This is a genomic window from Myxosarcina sp. GI1, from assembly GCF_000756305.1.
Taxonomy (GTDB): domain Bacteria; phylum Cyanobacteriota; class Cyanobacteriia; order Cyanobacteriales; family Xenococcaceae; genus Myxosarcina.
In genome coordinates this window covers 1-17,429 of sequence record NZ_JRFE01000026.1, presented here as the reverse complement: position 1 = coordinate 17,429, position 17,429 = coordinate 1, and the positions used below count along the sequence as shown (strand labels likewise).

The 17,429-nt window shown below is 40.2% G+C and carries 15 protein-coding genes; 3 read left to right on the top strand and 12 right to left on the bottom strand.

Annotation, left to right across the window (positions count from 1 at the left end):
• Positions 1-217: 217 nt before the first annotated feature.
• The 12 genes from KV40_RS20255 to modA all read right to left on the bottom strand — a co-directional run bounded on the left by KV40_RS20255 (position 218) and on the right by modA (position 13,319).
• A complete protein-coding gene (locus KV40_RS20255; RefSeq protein ID WP_036485492.1) occupies positions 218-1,075 on the bottom strand; it encodes a GGDEF domain-containing protein in 858 nt (285 codons plus the stop codon).
• Between the two features lie 20 nt (positions 1,076-1,095).
• Positions 1,096-1,560 carry a hypothetical protein gene (locus tag KV40_RS20250; protein WP_036485489.1) on the bottom strand — a complete coding sequence of 155 codons (465 nt, stop codon included), beginning with the start codon at positions 1,558-1,560 and terminating at the stop codon, positions 1,096-1,098.
• Positions 1,561-1,576: 16 nt separating this feature from the next.
• Entirely contained in the window at positions 1,577-4,387 is a 2,811-nt protein-coding gene (locus KV40_RS20245) for a cation-translocating P-type ATPase (protein ID WP_036485487.1), read from the bottom strand.
• 287 nt (positions 4,388-4,674) lie between these two features.
• Positions 4,675-5,244 (bottom strand): Crp/Fnr family transcriptional regulator, encoded by a 570-nt coding sequence (locus KV40_RS20240; protein ID WP_036485481.1) that lies wholly within the window; start codon positions 5,242-5,244, stop codon positions 4,675-4,677.
• A gap of 308 nt (positions 5,245-5,552) precedes the next feature.
• Entirely contained in the window at positions 5,553-6,377 is an 825-nt protein-coding gene (locus tag KV40_RS20235; protein WP_052055794.1) for a 2OG-Fe(II) oxygenase, read from the bottom strand.
• Between the two features lie 191 nt (positions 6,378-6,568).
• A complete protein-coding gene (locus KV40_RS20230) occupies positions 6,569-7,684 on the bottom strand; it encodes a cell wall metabolism sensor histidine kinase WalK (protein WP_253274331.1) in 1,116 nt (371 codons plus the stop codon).
• Positions 7,671-8,372 (bottom strand): response regulator, encoded by a 702-nt coding sequence (locus tag KV40_RS20225; protein WP_036485479.1) that lies wholly within the window; start codon positions 8,370-8,372, stop codon positions 7,671-7,673. The genes KV40_RS20230 and KV40_RS20225 overlap by 14 nt, the downstream gene beginning before the upstream one ends.
• A gap of 190 nt (positions 8,373-8,562) precedes the next feature.
• Complete coding sequence (locus KV40_RS20220) at positions 8,563-8,850, bottom strand: MSMEG_0570 family nitrogen starvation response protein (RefSeq protein ID WP_036485478.1); 288 nt, start codon at positions 8,848-8,850, stop codon at positions 8,563-8,565.
• Between the two features lie 104 nt (positions 8,851-8,954).
• The gene (gene sir, locus KV40_RS20215; RefSeq protein ID WP_036485477.1) at positions 8,955-10,904 is read right to left on the bottom strand and encodes a sulfite reductase, ferredoxin dependent; all 1,950 of its coding nucleotides are present in this window, start codon (positions 10,902-10,904) and stop codon (positions 8,955-8,957) included.
• Positions 10,905-11,134: 230 nt separating this feature from the next.
• Positions 11,135-11,785, bottom strand: a complete 651-nt coding sequence (locus KV40_RS20210; protein WP_036485475.1) for an isoprenylcysteine carboxylmethyltransferase family protein — start codon at positions 11,783-11,785, stop codon at positions 11,135-11,137.
• Between the two features lie 7 nt (positions 11,786-11,792).
• On the bottom strand, positions 11,793-12,455 hold the full coding sequence (locus KV40_RS20205) for an acetoacetate decarboxylase family protein (RefSeq protein ID WP_036485474.1): 663 nt from the start codon (positions 12,453-12,455) through the stop codon (positions 11,793-11,795).
• 51 nt (positions 12,456-12,506) lie between these two features.
• Positions 12,507-13,319: a molybdate ABC transporter substrate-binding protein gene (gene modA / locus KV40_RS20200; protein WP_036485473.1), complete on the bottom strand. Its 813-nt coding sequence runs from the start codon at positions 13,317-13,319 to the stop codon at positions 12,507-12,509.
• A gap of 217 nt (positions 13,320-13,536) precedes the next feature.
• Between modA and shc the strand changes: the two genes are divergently transcribed.
• The 3 genes from shc to psbA all read left to right on the top strand — a co-directional run bounded on the left by shc (position 13,537) and on the right by psbA (position 17,369).
• Positions 13,537-15,468 (top strand): squalene--hopene cyclase, encoded by a 1,932-nt coding sequence (gene shc, locus KV40_RS20195; protein WP_036485472.1) that lies wholly within the window; start codon positions 13,537-13,539, stop codon positions 15,466-15,468.
• Entirely contained in the window at positions 15,465-16,019 is a 555-nt protein-coding gene (gene thpR, locus KV40_RS20190; RefSeq protein ID WP_036485469.1) for an RNA 2',3'-cyclic phosphodiesterase, read from the top strand. The genes shc and thpR overlap by 4 nt, the downstream gene beginning before the upstream one ends.
• A gap of 267 nt (positions 16,020-16,286) precedes the next feature.
• Complete coding sequence (gene psbA, locus KV40_RS20185) at positions 16,287-17,369, top strand: photosystem II q(b) protein (protein ID WP_036485467.1); 1,083 nt, start codon at positions 16,287-16,289, stop codon at positions 17,367-17,369.
• Positions 17,370-17,429 lie beyond the last annotated feature (60 nt).

The following is a 17,429-nucleotide window of genomic DNA, read 5'->3' as shown; positions in this document are numbered from 1 at the left end:
TATTTACGCTCCATCTAGTTTACACGATTGATGTAAATAAATAGAGAGCGATCGCCTTAAAAGATTGCTGGTAGTTTCTAACTCAATCGAACTGGCGTAATAACTTGAGATCGCTTGATTCATGGCGACGAGTTTCTTAAATCCCGAGTTTGTCAAATCCAACATCGGCAAAATTAGCAAAAAATGGGGAAAATTGCTGTTAAAAATCTGGTTCGATCTATTCGATATTGCCGTTAGGTGTTACACATAACTCATGTTCGATGTTGTTTTTGCCACTTTGTTTGACTCGATACATCAACCTATCTGCTATTTTCAACATTTTATCGGTTGAATCGGGGAAATTTTGGAAAGTAACCGCTCCTATGCTAAGACTTACTGAAGGGTGGTAAGCTTCAATAGATGTTCTGATTTGTTGCTGAAGTCGAAACAAAATGCTTTGAGCAGCTTCATAGTTCGTTTCTGGTAAAAGCAAAGCAAATTCGTCTCCCCCTAAACGAGCGACGGTATCCGTTTCACGAATTTGTTGTTTGACAGTTTGAGCAATAAATCTTAGTAATTTATCTCCCAGATCGTGTCCTTGGCAATCGTTAACTTCTTTAAAGTTATCTAGATCGAAATAAGCTAAAGTTAGACAATGACCGTAACGAACAGAGCGTATAGATTCGCTTCGCAATAGTTCGATAAAAAATCGTCGATTTGCTATTCCTGTCAAGGGGTCTATACGAGACAAAGTTTTTTCTTTTTCGTAAGCTGTTTTGAGATTAGATATTAAATAGGCTATGGTGAAAAACACAACCAATCTTACTAATGTATTCCATAAAATTATCAGTGGATGAAGATGAGGTTTGGCTACATATTCGCCAATAATCCAACCAACAGTGCTTAATAATACTAAAGAAAAAGAAAACCGTTTTTTGCCATACCAGCTTGTAAAAGAAATAGGTAACAAATAAAGAATAGATAGGGAAATATCGATAACGATCAGGTAATCAATAACATTAATAATTACCACGCCAATAAAACTAATGATTAAAACATAATTTGTTTTTTTAACGTTAGCTGTTTTTGGCTTCATGATTGAGCTAAATATTACTTCTAAAATAGACTGTAACTAATCCATAAGCCTTGCAGAATAATTCCCAAACAAATAACAATAGCAGCTACAACTGCACCGCGCATCTTACCCCAGGTCGAGCAAATCCAATTTTTTACCAGCCATTGAATCGCAACTGTTGCTAAGGCGATCGCAATTAAAACTGAAGTTGACAGATAAATTATTTCAAACCACGATGTCGATAAAAATTCTGTTAGTAGCAATACAAACGAAGTAAATATAACGACCCAGATAATTATCGTTTCTATGACTAAATAAATCTCTAATATCGCGCCACAACTTATACCTATAACTAAAGCTAAATAATCAAAATCTTTATTCACTGTAGTTATAAAAGCAGACAAGCTAAAAGAAATTGCCAAAAGCAACAAACAGGCAAGCCAAGGTTTTAGCGAAGAACGCGGTCGGTGAGGAGGAGGCGATATTAACCGAGATTTAGAGTTCATTAGCGTACAATTCGCTTCACGAAAAGGAAGATCGACGGTTACCTAAAAACCAACGTTGAAATAACTTCTCTAATTCTATCCAAACAAACATCAACATACTAAAACCAAAACAAATTCCCAATTCAGTAGAACTAAGCAGATGGGTATCAAAAAAGTTACGCAGAGGTTCGACATAAATAAGCAGTAGTTGCAAAACAGTAGTAAGAATTACCGCACCCAATACATAGAGGTTAGAAAAAGGATTCATTTCGATAGTAAGTCTGGTATCCGAACGAACTGCTAAAGCGTGTCCCATTTGAGCCAGACATAGAGTAGTAAATACCATAGTTTTCCAACGATCTGGGTCGCCATCGAGACTATCGTATTTGTACGACCAAACCATTAAAGTAATAGACAGTAGCGCGAAAATAATCCCAATTCTGAGCATATACCAACCCAAACCGCGAGCAAAGATACTTTCTCTGGGGCTGTATGGTGGACGACGCATAACGTTAGGTTCGGCAGGTTCTAACGCTAAAGCTAAAGCTGGTAAACCATCTGTTACCAGATTCATCCACAAAATTTGCAATGGAGACAGAGGAACCCCACCCAACCCCAGTAAAGGTGCAGCAGCAATAGTTAAAACCTCACCAATATTGCTGCCGAGAATGTATTTGATAAATCGTCGAATATTATCGTAAACTACTCTGCCTTCTTCGGTAGCAGCGACGATGGTAGCAAAATTATCATCCAGTAAGATTGTATCGCTAGCTGCTTTACTAACATCAGTACCTGTAATCCCCATAGCAATACCGATATCAGCTTGTTTGAGAGCAGGAGCATCATTAACGCCATCTCCTGTCATAGCTACAAACTCACCACGTTTTTGTAAGGCTTTGACAATACGTAGCTTGTGTTCTGGTGCTACACGAGCATAGACATTTGCTTCTTCAACTACTCGTTCCAGTTCTTCCGCAGACATTACTTCTAGTTCTTGTCCCGTCACGGAGCGATCGCTCGGTAGAGCAATTTCCAGACGAGCGGCGATCGCCATAGCGGTAAGGGGATGATCGCCAGTAATCATCACGGTACGAATTCCTGCCTGTTTGCAGCGTCTAACAGCTTCTGTGACTTCGGTACGGGGTGCATCGAGCATTCCCACCAAGCCCAACCAAATTAGCCCCTGTTCGTTTTCGGCTTCTGTACCTGCGGGGGGGATTTCGGCAAGCGGTTTATAGGCAAAACCCAATACTCTCAAGCCATTACTTGCCAGATTATTGTTGGTTTCGAGAATTTGCTGTCTTTGAGGTTCGGCGATCGCTTCTGTCGAGTTTTTAAGTTGCAAGCGATCGCATCGTTCCAAAACTAGCTCTGTTGAGCCTTTAGTAAACATTAAGTAGGGTAATTCCTGTCGATTGGGATTAGCCACAATAACCGACATTCGTTTGCGTTCGGAGGAAAAGGGAAATTCGCCCAAACGAGGCATAATTTGCTCTAATTTTTCTTTAAAAATATTTGCTTTACCAACTAAAGCAAGTAATGCCCCTTCTGTCGGATCGCCTAAGATAAAATATTCTTCGGTATTGTTGGTAGGATTTGTAGCCTGCTTTAGCAGAGCATCGTTACACAGAACGCAAGCCTGAAACAATTTTCTAACTTCGGGTTCTCGTTCGATACAGTCACTTTCTCGACACTCAAACGTTCCTAATGGTTCGTAACCTTCTCCCATGACTTTAAACTGATAAGAAGCAGTATATACTTGCTGCACCACCATCTTATTTTGGGTCAGAGTTCCTGTTTTATCAGAACAAATAGTAGTTACCGAACCCAGAGTTTCTACCGCGGGGAGTTTGCGTATTAGTGCCTGGCGGCGAATCATCTTTTGGGTGCCAATTGCCAAAGTGACGGTAACTACAGCAGGAAGTCCTTCGGGAACGACGGCTACAGCCATACTCAAAGATATTTCTAACAGTTCGTCAAAAAACTGCCATCCCGCTCGTAATACGCCACCGATAACGACTACAGCTACCAAAGCCATCGAACCACTGACTAAGACATTGCCTAGTTGGTTCATTCTTTGCTGTAAAGGTGTGGGTTCGCTTTCCACGCTTTGTATCATGGCAGCAATCCGTCCAATTTCGGTTTCCATACCCGTGCGAGTCACGATCGCTTTAGCTCTGCCTCGAACTACTTCTGTACTTTGAAAGACTAGATTGGTGCGATCGCCTAAAGCAGTATCCGCTGCTAAAATAGCATCTGCATTTTTATCAACCGCAGTAGCTTCACCCGTGAGAGTAGACTCGGCAATTTGCAAATTTTGTGCTTCTAATAAGCGTCCGTCGGCAGCAATTTGCACTCCTGCTTCTAACAACATGATGTCTCCTGGAACTAGTTCTCTAGCATCAATTTCTTGGGTGTTGCCGTTACGTATAACCCGTACTTGAGGAGCAGAAAGATTTTTGAGAGCAGCCAGGGCTTGTTCTGCCCGACTTTCCTGGAGATAGCCCAAAATTCCGTTCAAAATAACGATGGCAAAAATAGCGACTGCATCTTTAGGAAAGTTGCCCTCGCGTAAGTCTAAAATTGCCGATACTATCGCTACCGCAATTAGCATCAGCAGCATAATATTAGTAAACTGATCCCACAAAATGCTTAAAGCACTACGTCCGCCAGTTTCTTTAAGTTCATTTACGCCAAAGTACTGTTGTCTTCTATTGACTTCATCAATAGACAATCCGTAATGAAGATCGCTTTGTAATAATTCAATAGTTTCTTCGAGCGCGATCGCCTGCCAAGTTTCGTTGGTTTGAGGCATAGCCACTGCCTTAGAAGTAGTAGGAAAATTCATATCTTATTTTGTTTGTAAAAAATATACTGGAGCAAACAGCATTATTTTGAAAAATTAAAAGTCCCCCAGAACTAAGGATCTGGGGGCAAGATGAAAAAAACTTAAATGCGAAGCAAAGTAACTTTTTTAATGGCTTTTAAGGTTTAGATTTTTTTTTAAAATTTGGATCGATAGGAAACAGCCAGGCAAGCAAAATAATAATTAAGACAATTGCCACAACAGTTATTATCTGAAAAATCAAGATATTAGACATAATAAACAAAATATTTGTAAAGTTTTTTTACGATTTAAATAGATTTTTTGATTAAATTGTTGTGCAAAACAATAGCACTGCGATCGGGTCGTTCGATCGAACCCTCTCGTTCTAACTCGTTAATAGTTTTAGTAATTCCAGGTCTATTGCTTCCTATAAAATCTGCTAGTTCCTGATGAGTTAAGTAAATTTTTTTTGTTTTTTCATTATGAGATTCAATACCAAACTTTCTAACTAAAAATATTAAAGATTTTATTACTTTTTGACGAAGACTTTTATGGCGAAAGATATACAATAGTTCTTCTGTATCTTGTTGATGGCGACGCAATTCCTTAGATAGATAATGCCAATATTCTCTGTGTACGCAAGTGGCTCTAACGGGTGTCAAACACTTTATTTCATAGGGATTGATTCTCGACAAATATTGACCGACTACATCACCCATTCCCCAGTATCCTAACACAATCGCCCTTCCTTCTTCATTCCAGGTTCTAGTTTTAACTATCCCTTGATTGATCAACCAAAGGTGATCGAGATCGGAAATTATTGTATTACCATGTTTAAATAATTTTTGTTGCCATTGAGGTTTGCTAATTTCTAACATTGAATCTATTTTAAAAAAGGTTTTTAGTTTTTTGTTGTCAATAAAAGTTTACCAGCGTTAGTACGACAAACTAAGGTAAAAATTTGAAAATCGAAAATATGGTATTAAATAAAAAAATAAGTAACAAAGAATTCGAGTTTTTACAATTATTTATTAATACTTCTATAATCAAACGAAATTAATATTTTAAACATTGATGGCGATTGGCGATTGCGTAGCAAGTCCTTCGGACTCAGCCAGCGTCCAGAGCGCGATCGCAAAAAAATCGTTTGGTTTGACCGCGAAAATTTACCTTCGTTTGGTTTGAGTTAATTAAAATTACGCTTGGCGAGCCTTTTTAAGCGCGCTCTAAACAGCATTTTGTTTGAATTTCGTTTTTGTTGCGTTGCCCAACGTATAGAAGTGCCGCCTTTTAACAATCGAGGCATGGCAATTGGTGTCCAATAGTAGATCGAAAGTAGTTTGCGACTGCGCTCCAAAGGACAGGTTAGGGGAGTAGGTACACCATGAAAGGTTTTAGTAGTAGTAGGAAAAATAATCGTACGATTAAAATAAGGAGCGTAACTAACTCGGTGATTAGAATTTTCGTAATCTTGTAACGTTAGTTCTCCTCCCCAACTAGTATCCCAATCCTGGTTGAGATAAATTAGTAAATTGACGCGACGCATTAAAGGTAAACTAGAGTGTTTGGTATAGTCGGCGTGCATTTCTAGCCAACCGTCTCGATACATTTCATGTAAACCCGCACCATGAAACATAGGATCGCCAACTAAATTATCAATTCCTACAATTGGTTCGATCGCTTTGATAACCTCTCTGGAATTTAGCCACAAACAAAACATTTGGGTAAATATAGGCAATTTATCTATACCACGCGAAGTAGTTTTAGATTCATGGGTAGAATTCCAAACTAGCCAGTCTCGATGTTCGGGTTGGGGAAACTCTGCTAGCAAACGTTCGAGTAACTCTGGTTCAAACAGGTTATCGATTGCTAAATGAGGATAGGGTTTGGCTGTAATATATGACTGTTGCCAAATTTTAGAGCGATTGCGAAGCAACTCTAAAGCTTGAGAAAAAGGTTTTAAATTAAAAATCTCGTTTTTATTATCTAACGCAGATAAATCAAGCTGCATAAACTTTTAATTGTTGAAAAAGAATATGTATAAAGCAGTATTGAGCTTAACAAACTGTTTTTTCATGTCCATGACAGTTCGGTGTCAGTTTTGACAAAACAGTGAAGTTGAAAAAGTCAAAAATTAAAAGGCAAAAGTTAAAAATTTGTTTTGACTTAATGCTTTTGAGAATGTGTGTTAACATTGCCGTGCTAATTAGCGAGAGGCAAGAAAAATTTAAACGTACTGCCTATTCCCAACCGACTTTCAACAAATATTTCACCTTTGTGTAATCTAACTAAGCCACGACAGATTGCCAAACCAATACCAGTACCACTGTATTTTTGAGAACGGGACTTTTGCGATCGCCAGAAACGTTTAAAGATATAAGGCAGTTCATCAGCAGGAATTCCCGTTCCCGTATCCGTTATAGATATCCAGACTCTTCGATCTTCGCTCCAAACTTTAAGAGCAATGGTACCTTTAGGTGTGTGGCGAATCGCATTACTCAGTAAATTAACTAAAATCTGTTCCAGGCGATCGCTATCTGCCATGACATAAGGTAAATTGTTCGGACAGTTTAAATTCAAGTCGCGATCGCTATCGAGTAGTTGGGCGGCAAATCTTTCTACCAACGGTACTAGAATATAGCGCAGGTCTGTTGGCTGCAGCTTGAGCGGTAAATTACCAGCTTCAGCTTGAGAAAGCTCTTGTAAATCGTTGACCAAACGTTGTAAACGTTTAGTTTCGCGAATTAGTCGAAAATAAATTTGCGAATTAGGCAAGATAATTCCGTCGGCAATTTCTTCCAAACGACCGCGAATAATAGTTAGTGGTGTTCGCAGTTCGTGAGTTAAATCGTCGATAATCTCTTTTCTTTTGGCTTCTACATCTTCTAAAGTAGATGCCATCCGATTGAAACTCGTTGCCAGACGATCTAATTCGGGAATTTCTAAATCGGGCATTCGCTTGTTTAATTTGCCGTTGGCAAACTGATAGACCATTGTTTCTAGATGCTCTAACGGCAGTACGATCCTTTTAGTTATCCAATAGCTCAAAATTGCTGCCGCTAAAGTACCGATTAATAAAGACCAAAAATTGCCATGAATCCAGGTGCTTTCAAATATTTCTAACAGTTGAGCGTTAGCGGTATGAATCGTTAACCCTTTTCCTTCTAAACTTCTAACTTGGGTTTGAAAAAAACGAGATGAAAAAAAATTACCTACCAGAGAAGATGCAGTTACGGCGACAATAGTAACTAAAATATGCGAGAAAAACAGGCGAGTAGGTAAATTGAGTGAGATCGGGTTCCAGCTATGAATCTTCAAATTTATAACCCACACCAATTACAGTTTGAATAAAGATAGGATTACTAGGGCAGGGTTCGATTTTTTTACGTAACCTGGCTATATGAGTATCGATTACTCGCTCTTCACCAAAAAAATCATCTCCCCAGAGTTTTTCAATTAATTGCGCTCGTTCCCAAACTCTTCCAGGATGCTTGAGAAATAAAGCCATTAATTTAAACTCAGAAGTCGATAAATCCAACAGTTCTGTTGAGTCGCCATCGAGATGACGACTTACACTGTGTTGTTCTAGCTCGATCGCAAAAGTTTTAGTACGCAACACCTGAGACTGATTGCTCTCGCGAAGACGACGGCGTAATAATGCCCGTACTCTGGCGACTAATTCTCTAGGGCTGAAAGGTTTGATGTAGTAGTCATCTGCTCCTGTCGATAGACCAATAATGCGATCGATTTCTTCTCCTCTAGAAGTCAACATTAAGATATAGGGGTCTTTGACTACGGATTTTTGGCGGATTTGAGTACATATTTCCAAACCATCCATACCTGGTAATCTAAGATCGAGTACGATCAAATCGGGTTGTCGTTCGGCAAAAAGCTGTAAAGCAGAATGACCGTCGTAACAAACCTGACATACAAATCCTTCAGCTTCTAGGCATTCGCGAATGATTTCGGCAATTTCGCGTTCGTCTTCAACAATTAAAATCTCCATTGGTCGAAATAAAAAACAGTTTAAAACCAAATAGAAAAGATCGCACTACCTTAGAAGTTTTAGCGACCTTAGTTTGTATAGTCTTCGGGATCGATTTTAACTTATTAGCGGTGTCTGTTATATTTGCTGACGCGATCGGCTTTTTAAATTAAGGTGTTGAAATTCAAGTGAGCGATGACCGAAAGTATCATTATTTAATAAACTTTAAAAAACGTACTTTAGGATTGGTTAATTGTTGATAATCAGATGCCTTGGTTTCTATCTGTTGCAGTTGTCCTAAAGCTCTGCTACAGGAAAATCCGTACGCAGCCTTGACGCGATCGCTGGCAAGATTTAAAGCAGTACGAGCGCGAGCAACAAACTCTGCTAACTCGTATTCCGCTTCTGGCACAAAGTATTTTTTTACAACTGAAGAAGGAGAATAACAGATTTCGGTTTTACCGTCGGGCCATTGGATTTGAAAGTTTATTTCTGGCATACAGTATTTAGTTTATACAGGCAAAAACGTATCTAAATAATAAAGGGAAAAGAAGCTTGCTTTCTTTCCCCTTTATGCTAGTATCGTAAATCTCAGTTAGTTATCTACTGTGTTTCTTTTTCTTTACCAAAGTAATCATTTAGAGCTTCAGCAATAATTTGATTCATCGGTCTTCCCTCTTTTTGTGCCACTTCCTTTAAACGAGGAAAAAGCTCGTCGGGTACGCTAACGCGTCGTTGATTTTTACGAAATTTGCGTTTTTTACTAGTATCTTCCATATAGCTTCCTAATGTGTAATTGGCAGAAAATTGTCGAATGGCATCAAATCCCACGCGATCGCAGAAGGTACCAAAGCTTTCTCCCGTCTGCCTTTCTTGTTTAAAATAGATCAAAATCGGCTCTAAAAAGCTTTCCAAATCTTCAATTGGCATTCTTTGCTCGTATGGTTGAGCTAGTTGGGTTTGATCTGGAGTACCTCCCAACCAAACTTGATACTTGTCGGGCGCGCTACCAACAAAACCTAATTCTGCCATATAGGGACGAGCGCAACCATTGGGACATCCTGTCATGCGAACTACAAAGTGTTCCTCTGACATTGAGAGTTTATTTAATAATGTTCTCAGGCGATCGATAATTCCTGGTAAAGCTCGTTCCGATTCGGCAATAGCCAAACCGCAGGTAGGCAAAGCAGGGCAAGCAATCGAATAGCGCACTAAAGGATCGATCGCGTCTGGATTGGTTTCTATACCTCTTTGTTGCAGGATTTTAGCAATTTCTTCTTTTTGCTCTGGCGCGATATCGTAGATCAAAATGTTGTGGTTGGCACTGAGTCTTAAAGGTAGGTTATACTGCTCGACAATTTCTCTTAAAGCGGTTTTAAGCTGCCAATTACCCTTATCTTTTACCCGACCATTTTCTACAGAAATACCAAAAAATAGTTTACCATCTCCCTGTTCGTACCAGCCGAGATAGTCTTGATACTTCCACTCTGGTAAGTCTCTAAATGGCGCGATCGCTTTGCCAAAATACTCTTCTAGCTTGGCTTTAAACTTATCTACGCCCCAGTCGTACAGTAAATATTTCATTCTGGCATGACGGCGATTGTAGCGATCTCCATAATCTCTTTGGGTAGCGACAATAGCTTTTACCAGATCGTATACGTCTTCTTTGGCAATAAAGCCAATTTCATCGCTCATACGAGCAAAGGTTTCTTCTTTGTTGTGGGTACGTCCCAAACCACCCCCTGCAAGCACATTAAATCCTTCGAGTTCTCCCCCCTCATTAGTTATTACTACCAGACTAATATCATTGGTATAGACATCAATAGAATTATCCCCAGGAACGGTCAGGGCGATTTTGAACTTACGGGGCATATAGTGTTCGCCGTAAATTGGTTCTTCACCCTCTTTAAAGACAGTTCCATTACCATTGCGTTCTCTAGCCGCTTTTACTTCTGGGGCTTCTTCAGCACTAATCGCTTTTTCACCGTCTAGCCAAATTTCGTAGTACGCACCTGTTTGCGGTGTCAATAAATCGGCAATCTTTTCGGCATATTCCCAGGCATATAAATATTCTGGCTTATTTTTAAACGGTGCGGGAGGAGCCAAAACGTTGCGGTTAACGTCACCACAAGCCCCTAGCGTCGAACCCATATTCCGCACGATGTCAGAAATTGCAGTTTTGAGATTTTGTTTGAGAATACCATGTACTTGAAAACCCTGGCGAGTAGTAACTCTGAGGGTGTGATTGCCGTATTCTTCCGATAGTTTATCTAAGGTTAGATATAGTTCGGGTGGGATGTAACCGCCTGGATTGCGGGTACGTAACATCATCTGGTAGTCTTTTTCTTGACCCTTAGCCCGATTATCGCGGTTATCTTGCTGATAAGAACCGTGATACTTGAGAATTTGCAGGGCATCATTACTAAAATGGGTACTATCGTTTTTCAGTTCGCTAGCTAACGGTTCTCTTAAAAAGTCGCTGCGTTCTTTGAGTTGTTCTAACTTCGATACCTTTTTGTCTTTTTCGTGCTGAGGAATTGGAGTCTGTACCATATTTATCTATAAACAGTTTTAAAGCAAAATTTTTAATTGCTTTATTTGATAATTAAATACTTCTATCTCTCATCTTAGCGTTTGCGATCGCGGACTAGAACTAGTTACCAGGTTAAGAAAAGATAATTATTTTTTAGCTAGTTTAACTCGCGTTCGCTCGAAGTAAGAAGGATGGAGGAAGAAGGAAGAAGTAAGCTTCTACTCTCTTTATTCGTTTAAAATTTAACTACTCAAGAATCGGCGGTCGCTGAAGAAGTAGAATGGGATATAAATATCTTGGGTAATAATATGCCAGAACGCTCTTTATAAGCTGCAAACTCTGAGTAGCGAGATAGAGATTTGTCTTTTTTCAGCATATTGGGAACCAAGGTAGTAGCGACCACAAATCCTAAAATGACAAAGGGTAACCAGTGTTGTGCCAGCAGGGCAAAGCTGAGATAAATCAGAATTTCGCCTAGATAGTTGGGGTTGCGACTGCGGCTAAAAAAGCCTTCGGTAATTAAGCCCGATCTATGTTTGAGAGTGAAATATTTCTGAGCATCGCTACCGTAGTGTAAAACTGTTCCTGTAATATTAATGGCGATCGCTGCTGCAATCAGGGCAAAGGGAGGTTCGACATAGTTGCTAATCAATAAAAAAGGTGCAACCCAATATAAACCGAGCATAATAAAATTAAATATTCCCATCGGAATAGATGTTTCTGCTTCCCACTGCTTATCTGGATACAAACTATCTTTTAACAGCCACATGATGCCATAAGTTCCATGTAGAGCCAGATAGACCCAAGCTGCAATAGTAAAATTGTCATAAAAGACCATCAATCCTAAAACGAAAGCAAAAGTAAGCAATTTGTGAGTATTAATTGAGTGTTTGATTTTCATCTGTGAATTAAATAGCGGTCGATCCGAGGGTAGATTTTGTTCCTGCTATCTTTGGTACGCCAGTATTCAAATTTAGACGATCTAATTTGAAGGTAAACAACGTTCGGTCTAAATTTAAAGAGGCAAAAGGACTATTTTGAGGTATCGAGGCTTCCCCAGAAAGTAAAGCAATATCGGCAGAAAACTGATTGACAAACAACAATAGGTTTGTTTTCAAACCGCCAAAAGCCATAGCAATAAATTGAGGTTGCCACCAAGGAGCTAAATTAAACCAGCTAGGCTGATATTTTACGCTACATAAAAGGCGATCGCCTTGTTTTACTTCTACTCGATTTCGTTCCCAGGTAAATTCAGCCATTTCTTTGGGAAGTCCCCAGATTTCTCTACCGCCAGCAACCGAAGTTTCACTATCGACATAGATATGGGAAATCCAGGCACCAATTTTATTTCCATGACGAGTCAAGCCAGCAACCACGATTAATTCGTTGTATTGCAACACCGAACCAGTCTTATAAGCAGATATGTAGATTCCACCCAGGGTTTTACCTGGTAAAATCGAAATTATGTCTAATTCTGGAGGAATATGCAAACGTGCTTTATCTACATCGATAAGATTTAGCGATTGAATGGCAGATCCTTTAAGCTTCCAGGGTGGTGATGGATAATTCATTATCAGAATCTTAAATTAAAAATAATTTTAATAAAGCTAGAAAATAAACTTCTAGCGACTTAGCGGTGTAAAACCATACTGTTTGAATACGGCTTGGGCTTCAGGAGTAAACAAAAACTCCATCAGCTTTTTAGCAGCTTTAATATTTTTACTGTCTTTTATTACTGCAACAGGATAGACGACGGGAGAATGGGTTGGTTCTGGTGCGGTGGCAACTACTTTAACGCGATCGCTAGTTTTAGCATCGGTTTGATAGACTATTCCCGCATCGGTATTGCCTGTAGCTACATAGTTAAGAACTTGCCTTACGTCTTTGCCATAGACGGTTTTGGATTTAACTGCATTACTTAAATTAAGAGCAGTTAATATTTCGCTGGCATATTTACCTGCGGGAACGCTTTTAGGTTCTCCCAAAGCAATTCGATCTATGCTGCCATTTTTTAGATCGTTAAAGTCATCAATTTTAGCTGCATTTTTAGGTACTACCAACACCATCTGATTTTTAAGCAAATCTTGACGAGTTTCGCTAAGTAATAAGTTTTTGGCTGCCAGATAATTCATTTGTTTGGCAGCCGCAGAGATAAAAATATCTACGGGCGCACCACGCTCTATTTGATGCTGTAAAGTACCAGAGGAGGCAAAGTTATATACAAGTTTTATATGAGGATTAGCTCGTTCGTAAACTGGAGCGATCGCTTCTAATACATCTTTCATACTGGCAGCAGCAGAAATAATCAACTCAGTTTTGACAACTTTGCTTTCGGTGGTTGCAGGTTGAATTGTAGCCAACTTATAAGAACCAAGGGTTGCTAAACCTAAAAAGAGCGAACCCTTGACAATGTTCCTTAAAGTACTTTGTTTCATTCGATATAAATTCTTGGCAAGCGAGACAAACAATCTCTATCCTTTTTAATTTAGTACAGAAAAATGGCAAAGGTAGCAGGAGAGATAGAAGAATTTGGGACTTGGGGATTTCACTCTACTAGTCAAGATCGCTCCTTGTCTCCTCGTCACTTCCTACTTCCTATTTCCTACTGCTTATGATATTTTCTGTTAATCGTGTAGGATTTTAGTGCTTGTAATGCCAACCAAAAATAGAGCAACTCAGCAGACAGTAGCAGAAGCGATCGCCTGTAGCCAAAATTATTTACTTTCTATTCAATATCCCGATGGCTATTGGTGGGGGGAATTAGAATCAAATGTTACTATTACCGCCGAAGTAGTTTTATTACATAAAATTTGGGGAACCGAACGCAGTATTCCTCAAGAAAAAATCCAAAATTACTTGCGATCGCAACAGCGCGAACACGGGGGTTGGGAGTTATTTTACGGCGATGGTGGCGAACTTTCTACTTCTGTCGAAGCTTATCTGGCGTTGCGTTTATTGGGAGTATCTCCAGAAGATCCTGCATTAGTATCTGCCAAGCACTTTATTCGGCAACGCGGTGGCATTAGTAAAACCCGTATTTTTACCAAACTGCATTTAGCTTTGATTGGTTGTTATCAGTGGCGGGGAATTCCTTCACTTCCTCCCTGGATCATGCTGTTGCCCAATGAATTCCCTGTCAATATCTATGAGATGTCTAGTTGGGCGCGTGGCAGTACCGTACCTTTACTCATAGTTTGCGATCGCCAGCCTGTATTTAAAACAGATCCTGCAATTAATTTGGATGAACTGTATCCAGAAGGTATTAACAATGTGCGCTACGAATTACCCTGTAATAACAACTGGACGGATATCTTTTTAGCCTTGGATGAAGGGTTTAAATTTGCCGAAGCTCATAATTTAGTTCCCTTTCGAGAACAAGGTATCGCCGCTGCTGAAAAATGGGTTTTAGAAAGACAAGAAGCTACGGGAGACTGGGGCGGAATTATTCCTGCAATGCTGAATTCTATGCTGGCTTTACGCACTCTCAATTACAATGCTGACGATCCGATTGTGCGACGGGGTTTGCAGGCGATCGCAAATTTTGCCATCGAAACTGAAGATAGCTACAGAATACAGCCCTGTGTTTCTCCAGTTTGGGATACGGCTTGGTGTTTGCGAGCATTTGTCGAGTCGGGAATGAACCCCCAGCATTCTGCTGTAGTTAAGGGCGGCGAATGGTTATTAGACAAGCAAATTTTTGATTATGGAGATTGGGCAGTAAAAAATAACCGCGCTACTCCAGGAGGTTGGGCATTTGAATTTGACAATCGCTTTTACCCCGATGTAGATGATTCTGCTGTAGTAGTGATGGCGTTAGCAGGGATCGAATTACCAGATAAAGCTATAAAACGACAGGCGATCGCTAGATGTCTCGGATGGATTGCCAGTATGCAGTGTAAACCAGGTGGCTGGGCGGCTTTTGATGTAGATAACGATCTAGATTTACTTAACTCAATACCCTATGGCGATCTTAAGGCTATGATTGATCCCAATACTGCCGATGTAACCGCTAGAGTATTAGAAATGCTGGGTAAATGCGATCTGACTATAGATGAAAAACAGTTTAATAAAGCGATCGCTTATTTGCTTGTTGAACAAGAACCCGATGGCAGTTGGTTTGGCAGGTGGGGCGTAAACTATATATATGGTACTAGTGGCGCACTCTCAGCCCTAACCGTGATTGCGCCTGAAGCTTGTAAGGCAAACATAAATCGAGGCGCGATTTGGTTGGTAAGCTGTCAAAATCACGACGGTGGCTGGGGTGAATCTTGTCAGAGTTATCAAAACGCCGCTTTAAAAGGCAAAGGACTTAGCACTGCCTCACAAACGGCTTGGGCGTTAATTGGTTTAATCGATGCCATGAATGCTACTGAATTTGATGCTCGTCAAGCGATCTCTACAGGAATTAACTATCTTTTAGCTACGCAACAGTCAGACGGAACTTGGAACGAAGCTGAATTTACTGGCACTGGCTTTCCCTGTCACTTCTATTTAAAATATCATCTCTATCAGCAATATTTTCCATTAATAGCTTTGGGAAAATATTACAAATCTAAAATTTATAAAAACGACAAAGGAATATGAGCGATCGGTTGCGTCTTTTTGTAGGTGTTTTTCCGAGCCTATCGACTCAACAACAACTTAGACAAAAAGCCGAAAACTATTCTCAAAAGCTCAAAACTAAGGTGCGAATTTTAGCACCAGAGCTTTTGCATTTAACGATCGAGTTTATTGGCGAGGTAGATGCAACTCAACTCAACGATCTTACCAAAGCATTTCTCAAAGCTAAGGGCAAATTGCCTGCTGCATCACTTCAAATTAAGCAACTAATGCTCTTTCCTTCCCACCGCAAGCCTCGCGTAGTAGCTGCTGCTGTAGAGCGATCGCCAGAGTTGGACTTCATATTTCAATTTTTCAATGAAGGTTTTTCTGACTTAGGAATAATTGCCGAGCGACGCTCATTTATTCCTCACATCACTGTGGCGCGATCGCGTCATTGGCAAAAAGAAACTATTTTTCTTACTCCATTTCAATTAGTCGAACCAGTTGCATCAGTCGCTTTGGTTAGTTCTCAACTAAGTCCAAAAGGGGCAAAGTATGAAATCCTTGCATCTGTCTGGTTACAAAATGCTTAGTACTAAATAAACTCAAAGTAGCTCGATCGCCTATTAAACTAAGATTTAATCCTACTTTTCTTTGCGCTGGCTCAGAACTAACACGACAAAAATAGCTAATATGTACAACTTTTGATATAGATCGGCAACAATTACGTTACAAAACTTGACAAAGACTGAAAAGTTAGTTAATATGTAAACGTGGATGAGAGAAACAAATTATTTTTATCTCGTTTCCCATCTACAGAACCTTGAAAATTTAATACATAACGCAATAATTCACACAATATGACAACTACACTAAGAACTCGCGAAAATCGCAGTGCTTGGGAGAACTTTTGTCAGTGGGTAACCAGCACCAACAACCGTATTTACATCGGTTGGTTTGGCGTACTAATGATTCCCACACTCCTAGCAGCAACCACCTGTTTCCTAATCGCCTTCGTCGCAGCACCACCAGTTGACATCGACGGCATTAGAGAACCAGTAGCAGGTTCATTACTGTACGGTAACAACATCGTATCGGGAGCAGTAGTACCAAGCTCTAATGCAATTGGTCTACACTTCTATCCCATCTGGGAAGCAGCCTCATTAGATGAGTGGCTCTACAACGGTGGTCCTTACCAGCTAATCGTCTTCCACTTCCTAATCGGAGTCTTCTCTTACTTAGGACGTCAGTGGGAACTATCCTACAGACTGGGAATGCGTCCTTGGATCTGTGTAGCATATTCAGCACCAGTATCGGCAGCAACTGCAGTATTCCTAATCTATCCTTTAGGACAAGGAAGCTTTTCTGACGGAATGCCATTAGGTATCTCTGGTACCTTTAACTTCATGTTCGTGTTCCAAGCCGAACACAACATTCTGATGCACCCCTTCCACATGTTAGGTGTAGCAGGCGTATTTGGTGGAGCCTTATTTTCTGCCATGCACGGTAGCTTAGTAACTTCTAGCTTAGTCCGCGAAACAACTGAAACCGAGTCACAGAACTACGGTTATAAATTCGGACAAGAAGAAGAAACCTACAACATCGTAGCCGCACACGGTTACTTTGGTCGCTTGATTTTCCAATATGCGTCTTTCAACAATAGCCGCAGCCTACACTTCTTCTTAGGAGCGTGGCCAGTAATCGGTATTTGGTTCACCGCAATGGGAATCAGTACGATGGCGTTTAACCTAAACGGATTCAACTTCAACCAGTCGGTAATGGATTCTCAAGGAAGAGTTGTAAATACTTGGGCAGACGTACTCAACCGAGCCAACCTTGGTTTTGAGGTAATGCACGARCGTAATGCACACAACTTCCCCTTAGACCTTGCYAGTGCCGATGCTACTCCTGTAGCATTAACCGCACCTGCGATTGAAGGCTAAACACCAAACAATTGAATAACTAGAATAACTAAATAAAAAAATGCTCTCCACGAAAGTGGG

Excerpts from the sequence above, each read along its gene's own strand:
- KV40_RS20250 (WP_036485489.1), bottom strand. The coding sequence starts at position 1,560 with ATGAACTCTAAATCTCGGTTAATATCGCCTCCTCCTCACCGACCGCGT.
- KV40_RS20245 (WP_036485487.1), bottom strand. The coding sequence starts at position 4,387 with ATGAATTTTCCTACTACTTCTAAGGCAGTGGCTATGCCTCAAACCAAC.
- KV40_RS20220 (WP_036485478.1), bottom strand. The coding sequence starts at position 8,850 with ATGCCAGAAATAAACTTTCAAATCCAATGGCCCGACGGTAAAACCGAA.
- KV40_RS20240 (WP_036485481.1), bottom strand. The coding sequence starts at position 5,244 with ATGTTAGAAATTAGCAAACCTCAATGGCAACAAAAATTATTTAAACAT.
- KV40_RS20205 (WP_036485474.1), bottom strand. The coding sequence starts at position 12,455 with ATGAATTATCCATCACCACCCTGGAAGCTTAAAGGATCTGCCATTCAA.
- KV40_RS20255 (WP_036485492.1), bottom strand. The coding sequence starts at position 1,075 with ATGAAGCCAAAAACAGCTAACGTTAAAAAAACAAATTATGTTTTAATC.
- KV40_RS20210 (WP_036485475.1), bottom strand. The coding sequence starts at position 11,785 with ATGAAAATCAAACACTCAATTAATACTCACAAATTGCTTACTTTTGCT.
- modA (WP_036485473.1), bottom strand. The coding sequence starts at position 13,319 with ATGAAACAAAGTACTTTAAGGAACATTGTCAAGGGTTCGCTCTTTTTA.
- shc (WP_036485472.1), top strand. The coding sequence starts at position 13,537 with ATGCCAACCAAAAATAGAGCAACTCAGCAGACAGTAGCAGAAGCGATC.
- KV40_RS20235 (WP_052055794.1), bottom strand. The coding sequence starts at position 6,377 with ATGCAGCTTGATTTATCTGCGTTAGATAATAAAAACGAGATTTTTAAT.
- sir (WP_036485477.1), bottom strand. The coding sequence starts at position 10,904 with ATGGTACAGACTCCAATTCCTCAGCACGAAAAAGACAAAAAGGTATCG.
- thpR (WP_036485469.1), top strand. The coding sequence starts at position 15,465 with ATGAGCGATCGGTTGCGTCTTTTTGTAGGTGTTTTTCCGAGCCTATCG.
- KV40_RS20225 (WP_036485479.1), bottom strand. The coding sequence starts at position 8,372 with ATGGAGATTTTAATTGTTGAAGACGAACGCGAAATTGCCGAAATCATT.